Raw genomic sequence first — 13,190 nt, 5'->3', positions numbered from 1 at the left:
CAAGAAAAAGAAATCCCTGCTTTTCATAAAATTTAAAATAGCGTTTCAATCAATAACGCTCCGACGAAAGCTTATTCCTTGATCGGCGAAATTAATCGACGACTCTGCCCTCACTATCACATTTTTTTTGCCCGCCCCTTTACCGCTCGATCATCTCAAGCCCATGATAAGAGCAAGCAGATGCGATAACTGCATCACCGTTTCAGGTAAGGAGCCTCGGGTGGAAAGAAGCGTTTTTTATATTTCGGATGGCACGGCGATCACCGCCGAGGTTTTGGGCCACGCCGTGCTGTCTCAATTTCCGGTGAAGGCCACAACCTTTACGCTGCCCTTTGTCGAAACCGAGGCGCGCGCCCGTGGAGTCTGTCAGCAGATTAATGATATCTATCGAGATACCGGCGTGCGGCCCCTGGTGTTTTACTCGATCATTTCGCCGGAAGTGCGCAAAGTCATCACCCAGAGCGAAGGGTTTTGTCAGGATATTGTGCAAGCACTGGTCGGCCCGCTGCAGGGTGAGTTAGAGGTGGAGCCTACCCCGGTCCCTAATCGTACCCACGGCCTGACGGCCAGCAACCTCGGTAAATATGATGCCCGTATCGCGGCTATTGACTACACGTTAGCCCATGATGACGGCATTTCGCTGCGTAATCTCGACCAGGCCCAGGTGATTTTGCTCGGGGTTTCACGCTGTGGCAAAACCCCCACCAGCCTGTACCTGGCGATGCAGTTCGGCATCCGCGCCGCCAACTACCCGTTTACCGCCGATGATATGGACAATTTACACCTTCCCGCCGCGCTGAAGCCGTTTCAGCACAAGCTTTTCGGCCTGACTATCGATCCAGAGCGTTTAGCCGCTATCCGTGAAGAACGGCGCGAAAACAGCCGTTATGCCTCTATTCGCCAGTGTCGAATGGAGCTTGCCGAGGTGGAAGCGCTGTTCCGTAAAAATCAGATCCGTTATCTCAATACCACCAATTATTCGGTAGAGGAGATCTCGACCAAAATTCTGGACATTCTGGGCATGAGCCGCCGCATGTTCTAGTTTTCACGCGGTGGGCCGGTCCCCTGCCGCGTGCTGCTTATTTCTTCATTGGCGACGTTTTTTGTGCTTTTTTTAGCGATTCTGATCAACAGAACACAGTTTCTCCGGTTGAATTCATCGGTTTTTACGTTATTGTGATCGCCATCACTTCCCGGCACTCCTGCCGCAGCGAAGAAAAGTCTTTAGAGAAAATCATGCACAAAACAGATGAACTGCGGACCGCGCGCATCGACAGCCTTGTCACGCCGCAAGAACTGGCGGAGAAGTTGCCGATCTCGGCGGAAATCGCGGATAACGTGACGGCCTCCCGGCAACGCATTGAAAAAATCCTGACCGGTGAAGATCGCCGCCTGCTGGTGGTTATCGGCCCATGCTCGATACACGATCTCGACGCCGCCGTAGACTATGCCGGCCGCCTGAACCAACTGCGCATACGTTACCAGGATCGCCTGGAAATCGTGATGCGCACCTATTTTGAAAAACCGCGTACCGTGGTGGGCTGGAAAGGCCTGATCTCCGATCCGGCGCTGGATGGCAGCTTCCAGGTGAATCGTGGGATCGAAATGGCGCGTCGGCTGCTGCTGGAAGTGAACCAGCTCGGCCTGCCTACCGCTACCGAATTCCTCGATATGGTGGTCGGTCAATACATCGCCGACCTGATCAGTTGGGGCGCGATTGGCGCACGGACCACCGAAAGCCAGATCCACCGTGAGATGGCCTCGGCGCTCTCCTGCCCGGTGGGCTTCAAAAACGGTACCGACGGCAATACCCGCATCGCCATTGACGCCATTCGTGCGGCGCGCGCCGGGCACATGTTCCTGTCCCCGGACAAACACGGCCAGATGACTATCTATCAGACCAGCGGCAATCCTTATGGTCATATCATCATGCGCGGTGGCAAAACCCCGAACTACCATGCTACTGATATCGTTGCCGCTTGCGACAGCCTGCGTGAATTCGACCTGCCGGAACACCTGGTGATCGACTTCAGCCACGGCAACTGCCAGAAACTGCATCGCCGCCAGTTGGAAGTAGCAGAAAATGTTTGCCAGCAAATCCGTGCCGGTTCTGCTGCCGTGACCGGCGTGATGGCGGAAAGCTTCCTGGTGGAAGGCACCCAGAAAATCGTGGCCGGTCAACCGCTCACCTACGGTCAGTCAATTACCGATCCTTGCCTGAGCTGGGCCGACAGCGAACAGCTGCTGGCCATGCTGGCCGATGCGGTAGATACCCGCTTCTGATGCCAAAGCCGGGGCGCCCGTCCCGGCTTTTTCTCCTGTCATCCGCTCATCTATACTGTTAGCAATTCTCGCAGTCTCCCTGGAAAGGATTTGGAACCTCGACATGATCCACTCACTGTTATCCATCCCCTGCGTCACCCTGCAAGGGGAACACAAAACGCTGGGGGATTTCCCCGCCCGAGCCTATCTGGTGGTTAACACCGCCAGTAAATGCGGTTTTACGCCGCAATACCGTGGGCTGGAAAACCTGTGGCAGTATTACCGCGAACGGGGGCTGATGGTGCTGGGCTTTCCCTGCAATCAGTTCGGTTCCCAAGAGCCCGGTAATCCCCTGGAGATCGCCAACTTCTGCACTCTGAACTACGGCGTCAGCTTCCCGCTGTTCAGCAAGGTTGAGGTCAACGGTCCTGGGGCGCATCCGCTGTTCAATGAATTGAAACGCCTTGCCCCGGGCGTATTGGGCAGCCAGCGAATCAAATGGAACTTCACCAAATTCCTGCTGACCGCCGACGGTCAACGGGTGAAACGCTTCGCACCGATCACCAAACCCGAGCGCCTGTTCGACCGCATTGAAACCCTGCTGAAATAACCTTGTTTTAGACGGGCTGAGCCCCTTCAGCCCCTCTCACCTTCCCTTCCTACAAAAAGGTTCCATCGGTAAGAAAATTTTCCTTGATGTAACCTTTCGTTCACATGATAATGATTCTCACTTTGATATTAATTGCTATTTAACTGTCTGTTTTATAAACACATGACGATGGATAATCACAATCACGACTTACCTGCCAAAACCGTAAGCCCCGCGGTGAGTGGCCTGACCTCGCCTCCCTGCTACGACAGCGCTCAGCTGCTCGACGCCGAGGGCGTGGCGATCATCATCCATCAGGGCCAGCGCTACCAGCTGCGGCAGACCAAAGCCGGGAAATTGATCCTGACCAAATAACACCCATCCCTCAACGCCAGCCACCCCGATCGATATTGATCCAGGCAGCCAGCAAATCTATTGATATGTTAAAAACATACGGAGAGTTGCGACATGCCTCTGATCCCTTACACCCGGCTGCGTTTATCCGCATTGAGTCTGGCGATTGCCTGCGCTCTGCCGACGGTGACTTTTGCACAAACCAACCACACGGCTTCTTCTTCCAGCGATGTGTCGGCTAAAACAAGTAAAGCCAGCGATGAAACCCTGACCGTTGCCGCCACCGGCAATGCACGCAGCAGTTTTGAAGCGCCGATGATGGTCACCGTGATCGAAGGCAATAGCCCTGAAAGCCAGACCGCCACCAGCGCCGCTGATATGCTGCGCCGCGTGCCGGGCATAACCGTCAATGGCACCGGCCGTACCAATGGCCAAGATGTTTTCATGCGCGGCTACGGTAAAAACGGCGTACTGACGCTGGTAGACGGTATCCGTCAGGGCACCGATACCGGTCATCTTGGCGCCACCTTCCTGGATCCGGCACTGGTAAAACGCATTGAAGTGGTACGCGGCCCTTCGGCCCTGCTTTACGGCAGTGGCGCACTGGGCGGCGTAATTGCTTATGAAACCGTGGATGCCGCCGATCTGCTGCTGCCAGGTCATGACACCGGGTTCCGGGTTTACGGCACCGCGGGCAGTGGCGATCACAGCCTGGGTATGGGCGCCAGCGCCTATGGCAAGACCGACAACCTCGACGGCCTGCTGTCATTCGGCACTCGCGACGTTGGGGATTTGCGTCAGGGCAACGGTTTTGACGCGCCCAACGACGAGACCATCAGCAATGTGCTGGCCAAAGGCACCTGGAAGATTGATGAAAATCAATCATTAAGTGGTGACCTGCGCTACTACAACAATCGGGCGCAGGAACCGAAAAACCCGCAGGAGTCCGCTAGCAGCAGCGGTAACCTGATGACCGATCGTTCAAGCATCCAGCGTGACGGTCAACTCAGCTATAAACTTAAACCGGTGGGTCAGGATTGGCTCGACGCCGTAGCCAAAGTCTATTATTCCGAAGTGGAGATCAATGCCCACACTCATGGCAACGAAGACGAGGCGCGTAAACAAACTACCCGTGGCGCGAAACTGGAAAACCGCACCCGCCTGTTTGCTGATACCTTCGCTTCTCATCTGTTTACCTATGGCAGTGAAGCTTACAAGCAGGAACAAACGCCGGGCGGTGCAACAGAGAGCTTCCCCCAAGCGAAAATCAACTTTGCTTCCGGTTGGTTACAAGATGAAATTACCCTGCGAGACCTGCCGGTGACCCTGCTTGCCGGGACTCGTTACGATAACTACAAAGGCTCAAGCGAGGGCTATGCGGATGTGGATGCTGACAAGTGGTCATCTCGTGGCGCTATCAGCATTACGCCAACCGATTGGCTGATGTTGTTCGGTTCTTACTCGCAGGCATTTCGTGCGCCGACCATGGGTGAAATGTATAACGACTCTAAACATTTCTCTATTCCCATGGGACCTACCACCATCACCAACAATTGGGTACCCAATCCGAATCTGAAACCGGAAACTAATGCCACCCAAGAGTATGGTTTCGGGCTGCGCTTTGACGATCTGCTCTTAGCTGACGATAGTCTGCAATTCAAAGCCAGTTACTTCGACACCAAAGCCCGAGACTACATCACTACCGACGTCACCATGGAGTTGGGACGTGGTCCCCGTGGCCCTTATTGCATCAGTTGCACCACTTTCTCAACCAATATCGATCGTGCGAAGATCTGGGGTTGGGATGCCATGTTGAGCTATAAAACGCCAATTTTTGGCTGGGATTTGGCATACAACCGAACACGTGGAAAAAATGAAACCAGCGGCGAATGGTTAAACAGCATCAATCCAGACACCGTTACCAGCACGCTGGATATCCCGCTGGGTGAAACCGGTCTCTCTACCGGGTGGGTTGCGACGTTGGCCCAACGCGCCAGCCGTGTAGAAACCGGCACACCGGAGCAAGGCGGCTACGGCGTCAATGATTTCTACCTGAGCTATAAAGGCCGCGATCGTCTGCAGGGCGTTACCACCACCGTGGTGCTGGGCAACGCCTTCGACAAAGAATACTACTCGCCGCAGGGCATTCCGCAGGATGGCCGCAACGCCAAACTGTTGGTCAGCTACCAGTGGTAACGTTTTGAATCCGGCGGGCAACCCGAATGCCCGCCGATTGCACCTCTCACAGGAGAACTATCAATGAGCAATACCCTCTACCAACGCTACCAGCAGGCAAAAATTGATAACCCAGGCAAATACGCGCGCGATCTGGCCGAGCTGCTTGGCGTTAGCGAAGCAGAACTGACCCATGCTCGCGTCGGTCAGGATACTCGTCGTCTGCAGGCCGATGCCCGCACCCTGCTGACCGAGCTGGAGCAGGTTGGCGTCACCAAATCCATCACCCGTAACAGCTACGCGGTGCACGAGCAGATGGGGCGCTACCTCAACCAGCATCTGAACGGCCACGCGGGGCTGATCCTCAACCCACGCGAATTGGATTTGCGGCTGTTCCTCAATCAGTGGGCCAGCGCCTTCGCCATGAGCGAAACCAACAAGCGCGGTGTGCGTCACAGCATTCAGTTCTTCGATCATCAGGGTGATGCGTTGCATAAGGTGTACACCACCGACGAAACCGACCTGGCCGCCTGGATGGCGCTGGTGGAACGCCACCTGAGTGCAGAAAACCCGGCGTTGGCACTGAAAGCCCCGGACGCCACCGTCAGTAACGCTGCACCGGACAACGAAAAGATCGACCGCGAATGGCGTGAAATGACCGATGTTCACCAGTTCTTCCAGTTGTTAAGCCGCAATAAGCTGACGCGTCAGCAGGCCTTCAAGGCCGTCGGCAACGATTTGGCCTACCGGGTGGATAACAGCGCCCTGTCCCAGTTGCTCAACGCAGCGTTGGATCTGCAAAACGAAATCATGATTTTTGTCGGCAACCGCGGCTGCGTGCAGATCTTCACCGGTCAGATCGAGCGTCTGATGCCGCAGGAAGGCTGGATTAACGTGTTTAACCGTCGTTTCACCCTGCACCTGATCGAAGACGCAATTGCCGAAAGCTGGATCACCCGCAAGCCAACCAAAGACGGCTTTGTCACCAGCCTGGAGCTGTTTGCCGCGGACGGCACGCAAATCGCCCAGCTTTACGGCCAGCGTACCGAAGGCCAGCCGGAACAAACCCAGTGGCGTGAGCAGGTTGCCGCGCTTGAACCCAAGGACATTGCCGCATGAAACCCTCATTGACCCGTCGCCTGGCGTTGTGCATTGCGCTGGCGTTACCCTTCTCCGCTGCGGCGGCGGAACGTATTGTCTCGATAGGCGGTGACGTCACCGAAATTGCCTTCGCACTCGGCGCGGGCGATGAGGTGATTGCGCGCGACAGTACCAGTCTGCAACCGGAAGCCGTCAAAAAGCTGCCGGATGTCGGCTACATGCGTCAGCTTAATGCCGAAGGTATTCTGGCGTTGAAACCTTCGCTGGTGCTGACGACCGAACTGGCCGAACCGGCGCTGGTGCTCAAACAGCTGGAAGAAAGCGGCGTTAAGATCGTACGCATTCCGGGCGATACCACGTTGCAAAGCGTGCCGGAGAAAATCGAGGTAATCGCCAATGCGTTGCAGCGTACCGAGCAAGGCAAAAAGCTGAGCCAACGGTATCAGCAACAGCTGGCGGCGGTGAAAACCGATGCTCTGCCGGTCAAGGTCCTGTTCGTTATGAGCCACGGGGGGATTACGCCGATGGCCGCCGGGCAACACACCGCCGCCGACGCGGTCATCACGGCAGCAGGTTTGAAGAATGCGATGCAGGGATTCAGTCGCTATCGTCCCCTGTCGCAGGAAGGCGTGATCGCCAGCGCGCCCGATCTGCTGTTGGTCACCACTGACGGCATAAAAACGCTCGGTGGCCAACAACAATTGTGGAACTTGCCGGGCGTCGCACTCACGCCAGCGGGGAAAAACCACCGCGTGCTGGTGGTTGACGATATGGCGCTGCTGGGCTTTGGGCTGGAAACGCCGGCGGCGTTGGCCAAACTACGCCACGCGGCGGAGCAAAAGTAATGCGCAGTCGCACTTCCCCACGCGTGGCGATTGCCGGCCTGCTGGTGTTACTGGCGCTGCTGGCGCTGGGTGCCGCCAATATGGGGGCATTGCCCCTGTCGTTTCGCACTCTGTGGCAACAGCCGTTCAGCGACACCGCCTGGCATATCTGGCTAAACATCCGTCTGCCGCGCGTACTGCTGGCGGTGGTGATCGGCTGTGCATTAGCGGTATCTGGTGCCGTCATGCAAGGGTTGTTTCGCAACCCGCTGGCTGACCCGAGCCTGCTGGGCATCAGCAGCGGCGGCGCGCTGTTTGTCGCGCTGATTATCGTGATGCCTCTGGCGTTGCCTCCGGTGATTGCCCTGTATGGCCATATGCTGGCGGCGTTCCTCGGCAGCATGCTGGTGTCGCTGTTGATCTACGGTATCAGCCGCAGCGGCCACGGCAGCCTGTCGCGCCTGCTGCTGGCGGGGATTGCCATCAACGCCCTGTGCATGGCGGCGATTGGCGTGCTGTCTTACCTCAGCAACGACCAACAGCTGCGTCAGTTCTCGCTGTGGATGATGGGCAGCCTTAGCCAGTCGCAGTGGCCGACGCTGGTGGTGTGCGCTTCGCTGATCCTGCCGACCACCTTACTGACCCTGTTACAGGCGCGTCGCCTGAATCTGTTGCAACTGGGGGACGAAGAAGCGCATTACCTCGGGGTCAACGTCCAGCGCGCCAAGCTGCAACTGCTGTTGCTTAGCGCCTTGTTGATTGGCGCTTCGGTGGCGATGAGCGGCGTGATTGGCTTTATCGGTCTGGTGGTGCCGCACCTGGTACGCATGCGCCTCGGCGGCGACCACCGCTGGCTGTTGCCCTGCTCCGCGTTGGGCGGTGCCTGCCTGCTGTTGGTCAGCGATACGCTGGCACGCACCCTGGTAGCACCGGCGGAAATGCCGGTCGGGTTGATGACCAGCCTGATCGGCGGGCCTTACTTCTTATGGCTGGTGATGCGCCAGCGGGAGCGTGTGGGTGGATAACTCCTCAAGCCTGACGGCGCAGCAATTGCGTTACAGCCTGGGTTCACGTCGGCTGATAAACGACGTTTCGCTCAGTATCGCCAGCGGCGAAATGGTGGCAATAATCGGGCCAAACGGCGCAGGTAAGTCTACGTTGTTGCGCTTGTTAACCGGCTATCTGGCTCCGGGTTGCGGCGAATGTCAGCTACTGGGACGACCGTTAGAACAGTGGCAACCGCAGCAATTGGCGAAGGTACGCGCGGTGATGCGTCAACACAGTGATTTGGCCTTTCCTTTTACCGTGGAGGAAGTGGTCAGCATGGGACGGGCACCGCACGGCAAACGCGATGCACGGCATGCGGTGCAACAGGTGATGGCGCAAACCGACTGCCTTGAACTGGCCCAACGCGATTATCGCCAGCTTTCCGGCGGCGAGCAGCAACGGGTACAGTTGGCCCGCGTGCTGGCACAACTTTGGCAGCCACAGCCCACCCCGTCCTGGCTGTTCCTTGACGAACCGACTTCGGCACTGGATCTCTACCACCAGCAACATACGCTGAGGTTGCTGCGCACGCTTACGCGCCAACAGCCGATCGCGGTGTGCTGCGTGCTGCATGACCTCAACCTGGCCGCGCTGTATGCCGACCGCATTTTATTGCTGCATCAGGGGCAATTGGTCGCCTCGGGCACGCCGCAGGAGGTGTTGCAGACGGAAATACTCACCCGCTGGTATCAGGCAGATTTGGGGGTAGTACATCACCCGGAAGTGGCGTTACCGCAGGTGTATTTACGCCAGTAGTGGCAGTACCGGGCGCGGTACCCGCCGCGCCCGTCATCCTTTCATTTCAGTGCAGTTAACTCGAGCAGGATATCTCCAGATGCTTGCCCCAATCCGGCGGCAATGCGGCGAGATCGTCATATTCCGGCGCGTCAGCAAACGGCGTCAACAAGGCCTGATGCAGGCGCGCCAGTTTGCTGACATCATCCCGTTCGGCACTTTCAATCGCCTGCTGCGCCAGATAGTTGCGCAGGATCAGCTTCGGATTCACCGCCTTCATCGCCTGTTGACGCTCAGCGTCGCTCACCTGTTCTTGCTGCAAGCGCTGGCGGTATTGTTGGTACCAACCGTCGAACGCAGCGCGATCGATAAATTCATCACGCAGCGGCGACTGCGCCTGTTGCTGTTCGGTATGACTTAACAAGCGGAAAGTTCGGCTATAGTCCCGGCCTTCTTGCGCCATCAGGCTCAGCAACCCGGTGAGCAAATCGTTATCCTGCTGCGATTGGGTGAAGAAGCCGAGCTTGGCGCGCATCTGTTCCCCGTAAGCGCGCATCAGGGCCGGTTCATAGGCCGCCAGCGCCTGCTGCAGCTGTTCCGTACTCATCAGCCCGGACAGGGTCTGTGCCAGCCGATGGAGGTTCCACAGCGCCACCGCCGGTTGATTATCGAAGGCATAGCGCCCCTGATGATCAGAGTGGTTGCAAATATAGTCGGGCTTGTAGTCGTCGAGGAAGCCATAAGGGCCATAGTCGATGGTAAGCCCCAGAATCGACATGTTATCGGTGTTCATTACGCCGTGAGCGAAACCGACGGTCTGCCAATGGGCGATGAGCCGCGCAGTGCGCTCAACCACGTCGGTAAACCACAGTAAGTAACCCTCCGCCTGATCTTGCAACTGCGGCCAGTGACGGGCAATGACAAAATCGGCCAGCTGCTGCACCTGTTCCGGCTGCTTGCGGTAATAAAAATGCTCAAAGTGGCCGAAACGCACGTGGCTTTCCGCTACGCGTAGCAACATCGCTCCACGCTCAGGTTGCTCACGATAAACCGGCTCTTCACTGGTCACAATGGTCAGCGCACGGGTGGTTGGAATGCCCAGATGGTGCAGTGCCTCGGAGGCGAGGAACTCACGGATCGCCGAACGCAGTACCGCACGCCCGTCGCCCATGCGTGAATAAGGCGTCAATCCCGCCCCTTTCAGGTGCCAGTCCATGCTGCGGCCATCCGCCAGGCGTTGTTCACCCAGCAAAATGCCCCGGCCATCCCCCAACTGCCCGGCCCAAACGCCGAACTGATGGCCACTGTAAACCTGCGCCAGCGGTCGCATGCCCGGCAACAGTTTCTCACCCGCCCAAATCGGGGTTTTGTCCTGGGTAAACCAGCTTTCGTCCAGCCCCAGTTCGCGTGCCAGCGGTTCGCTGTGATACAGCAAACGAGCGCCTTTCAGCGGAGTGGGATTCAATTCGGTATAAAAACCGGCTAACTGATGTTGGTAAGCGTTTTCAAACTGCGGCATAGGCCCTCCGTTGCACCTAGTGTAGAGCTTGAACGGGGCGATTAACACAGAGGAAATGCAGGGAGAACGCATCTGCCTGATACCTGGGCAGATGCGGGGATCAGCGTTTATGCCGATACGGTTTGAATGCCTTTTTACGCTGAGCGGGAAAATACCCGATCGGCGAGAAAATCATAATGAATAACAGCGCCGGAATCACATCTGACATCATCCAGTCCATTATTGGCTCCGTTGTGTGTTGTACTCTCAATTATTGTTATTGAACTCATCGGGTGTTACCCGTAACGCTGCCAGATTGTCCACACCAACGCTGGGCCATAAAAAACCTTGCAGGCCAAAAACCCCGGCGTGTCTGAGCTTATTAAAATATTCCCTTTTCTCTATTCCTCCTACGATCACACCTTTGCACAGCAAATTGATATTTTTTAATAGCGAGTCAATGACCACGTCATATCCCTGATGGGTAAACAACTGCCAGTAAAAACGCTTGTCGATCTTGACGTAGTCGAACAACCCATCATACAAGGCGGTCAGGGTCGCCTGGCCGGAGCCGAAATCATCCAACCACAGCGAAAACAATTCGCTCAGCCGGAGGATCTTTGGATTGTTTTTGCCGGCCGAAAGATTCGGAAAACCCTCACTGATTTCGAAAGCAATAAATGGCCATTGCCTGATACGGTCACAGAGTTGGCCGTCAGCGAGAATCAAATCGACCAGGGTTTCTTCAATATTAAGCGTCAACAAAACGTCGTTTTCGACAAACCAGGCGGCATTCTGTTCTGCCAGTTTCAATTGCTCATTAAATAACTCAATCTTTTGCTCAGCGGTCAGTAAATTAATCCCAATGTCAGCCGGCATAGCCAAATCACCGTCCAGACTATTAAAGCGGTTCAAAATTTCTACCGCTAACAGCCTGCCCTCCATTGAGTAAACAGGTTGAAAAACATAGCTACTAATAAAGTCAGCTTCGAATTGTATTTTCATTTCAATGCCACAGGCTGAATGGCGAGCATCTCATCGTATATCAATATATTTTATCGATCAATCCCTCTGAGATTAATCGGAAATATCAATGCAATTAGTGATAACTTATCATTTAATTGATAGATTAAAGCTATGTTGCGTCCACTTGGCACGGTATCAAAAACAATTTGGCTTAAGACAGAGTTGGCGCAACCCCACTAAATTTAAGCCATATTTAGGTTAAGTAATATAGTCACACTGAAAATTTGGCTTATCGCTATTGTTTTCATTAAAGAAATTCTTAAACACATCTAAATATCAATTAAGCATGAAATCTGCACAAGCACAAGCCTATCGCCAACTGATTAAATTTAATAACACATCAATTCCGTACGTTATTCTTTGCATTGAAAATGCGAAAAAATGCCCACCTTGATTTTTAGGAAATTCATGCTACCTAGGATTTAGGTGGATTCCAGCCCCTAAGAATGGATAACAACAATAAAGCGCAGCCAACTTGAGATGTAAAAAAAGGATGAACACTGTCATCCTTTGATATTCAAAATTTGATTACTATTTGATCGTTTCTGCCAGCCATTGCCGCAGCTCGGCTAACTCGGTAGCCTGCTCCGGGAACTGAGCAATCAGCTTGTCGCAGCACTCAGCCAAGGCTTCACTGCGGTAAGCGCAACCCACCAGCATCTCTGCCAAACGCTGCAGCGGTGCCGGACTCAGGCTGTCGGTAAAAATCTGCGCCCGGCAGATCTGCCCCTTTTCTACGTCAAAGAAGATATCCACCCCACCCCAGACAAAGCGTTCGTTCAGTAAATGGCTAAATGCCGGCGCCTTGCCGAAATTCCATTCCCAACTGCTCTGTTTGGCAAACTGCGCGGCGAAATCCGGCAGGTCGGGATAGACATCCGGTGAGATGATTTCCGCCGTAGCGGTCTCGCCATAGTAGTCAAAGAATGCCTGAGTCACCGCATCGCAGACCTGCTGGTGGCTGATGTCAGGTTTAAATTCCACCAGGTTGGCCACCCGGGAGCGTACCGAGGTGATGCCCTTGGCCTGCAGCTTTTTGGGATCCGGATTAAGATAATCCGCCAGACGGTTAAGATCGGCATTCAGTAATAAGGTGCCATGGTGGAACCCGCGATCCTGGGTTTCCCGATAGGCCGAGCCGGAGATTTTACGCACGCCTTCCGGCGTTTCGATCACCAGATCATTGCGGCCCGATGCCGTGGCAGAAATACCCAACTGGGCCAACGCCTGCAGAATGATACCGGTGGAAAGAGTTTTGTCGTAACCCGGTTTGCCCGCCATAAAGGTAAAACAGGTGTTACCCAGATCGTGGAATACCGCTCCACCGCCGCTGCTACGACGCGCCAGGCGAATGCCGTCCTGCTCCATTCGCCGGGTGTTGCACTCTTTCCATGGGTTTTGTGACTGGCCTATGACCACCGTTTCGGCATTGCGCCATAAGAACAGGATTTTCTGCGTGGTCATTTCGCGGAAGATGCACTCTTCCACGGCCAGATTGAACCAGGGGTCGTAAGAATCGGAAATCAGTAAGCGTAAGTTATTCATGGCGGTCCCCGCTAAGCACGTGATGCCGCCATGA

12 protein-coding genes are annotated in these 13,190 nt (G+C 55.3%); 9 read left to right on the top strand and 3 right to left on the bottom strand.

Annotated features, from left to right (window positions below):
• Positions 1–220: 220 nt before the first annotated feature.
• From H0S68_RS10640 to H0S68_RS10600, 9 genes are all read left to right on the top strand, one after another.
• Positions 221–1,042 (top strand): pyruvate, water dikinase regulatory protein, encoded by an 822-nt coding sequence (locus H0S68_RS10640; RefSeq protein ID WP_017892646.1) that lies wholly within the window; start codon positions 221–223, stop codon positions 1,040–1,042.
• A 194-nt stretch (positions 1,043–1,236) separates the two neighbouring features.
• Positions 1,237–2,283 carry a 3-deoxy-7-phosphoheptulonate synthase gene (locus H0S68_RS10635; protein WP_046373703.1) on the top strand — a complete coding sequence of 349 codons (1,047 nt, stop codon included), beginning with the start codon at positions 1,237–1,239 and terminating at the stop codon, positions 2,281–2,283.
• Positions 2,284–2,386: 103 nt separating this feature from the next.
• The gene (locus H0S68_RS10630; RefSeq protein ID WP_020826646.1) at positions 2,387–2,872 is read left to right on the top strand and encodes a glutathione peroxidase; all 486 of its coding nucleotides are present in this window, start codon (positions 2,387–2,389) and stop codon (positions 2,870–2,872) included.
• Positions 2,873–3,034: 162 nt separating this feature from the next.
• Entirely contained in the window at positions 3,035–3,226 is a 192-nt protein-coding gene (hemP, locus tag H0S68_RS10625) for a hemin uptake protein HemP (protein WP_170868563.1), read from the top strand.
• A gap of 93 nt (positions 3,227–3,319) precedes the next feature.
• On the top strand, positions 3,320–5,401 hold the full coding sequence (locus tag H0S68_RS10620) for a TonB-dependent hemoglobin/transferrin/lactoferrin family receptor (RefSeq protein WP_142815291.1): 2,082 nt from the start codon (positions 3,320–3,322) through the stop codon (positions 5,399–5,401).
• Between the two features lie 63 nt (positions 5,402–5,464).
• A complete protein-coding gene (locus H0S68_RS10615; protein WP_262244246.1) occupies positions 5,465–6,499 on the top strand; it encodes a hemin-degrading factor in 1,035 nt (344 codons plus the stop codon).
• Complete coding sequence (locus H0S68_RS10610) at positions 6,496–7,326, top strand: hemin ABC transporter substrate-binding protein (RefSeq protein WP_046373706.1); 831 nt, start codon at positions 6,496–6,498, stop codon at positions 7,324–7,326. The genes H0S68_RS10615 and H0S68_RS10610 overlap by 4 nt, the downstream gene beginning before the upstream one ends.
• Positions 7,326–8,330, top strand: a complete 1,005-nt coding sequence (locus H0S68_RS10605) for a FecCD family ABC transporter permease (protein WP_122079087.1) — start codon at positions 7,326–7,328, stop codon at positions 8,328–8,330. The genes H0S68_RS10610 and H0S68_RS10605 overlap by 1 nt, the downstream gene beginning before the upstream one ends.
• Positions 8,323–9,108: a heme ABC transporter ATP-binding protein gene (locus tag H0S68_RS10600; protein WP_142815294.1), complete on the top strand. Its 786-nt coding sequence runs from the start codon at positions 8,323–8,325 to the stop codon at positions 9,106–9,108. Before H0S68_RS10605 ends, H0S68_RS10600 begins: the two co-directional genes overlap by 8 nt.
• 55 nt (positions 9,109–9,163) lie before the next feature.
• Here H0S68_RS10600 and H0S68_RS10595 read toward each other — a convergent pair whose 3' ends face one another.
• The 3 genes from H0S68_RS10595 to H0S68_RS10585 form a co-directional block, all read right to left on the bottom strand.
• Complete coding sequence (locus H0S68_RS10595; protein WP_046373708.1) at positions 9,164–10,606, bottom strand: protein adenylyltransferase SelO; 1,443 nt, start codon at positions 10,604–10,606, stop codon at positions 9,164–9,166.
• Between the two features lie 246 nt (positions 10,607–10,852).
• Entirely contained in the window at positions 10,853–11,590 is a 738-nt protein-coding gene (locus tag H0S68_RS10590; RefSeq protein ID WP_122079080.1) for an EAL domain-containing protein, read from the bottom strand.
• A gap of 552 nt (positions 11,591–12,142) precedes the next feature.
• A complete protein-coding gene (locus tag H0S68_RS10585) occupies positions 12,143–13,156 on the bottom strand; it encodes a lipoate--protein ligase A (protein ID WP_128865393.1) in 1,014 nt (337 codons plus the stop codon).
• Positions 13,157–13,190 lie beyond the last annotated feature (34 nt).

This window comes from Serratia sp. AXJ-M, from assembly GCF_046531865.1.
In the GTDB taxonomy this organism is placed as follows: domain Bacteria; phylum Pseudomonadota; class Gammaproteobacteria; order Enterobacterales; family Enterobacteriaceae; genus Serratia; species Serratia liquefaciens.
The sequence above is the reverse complement of the archived record's forward strand: the minus strand, read 5'-3'. Positions and strand labels throughout refer to the sequence as shown.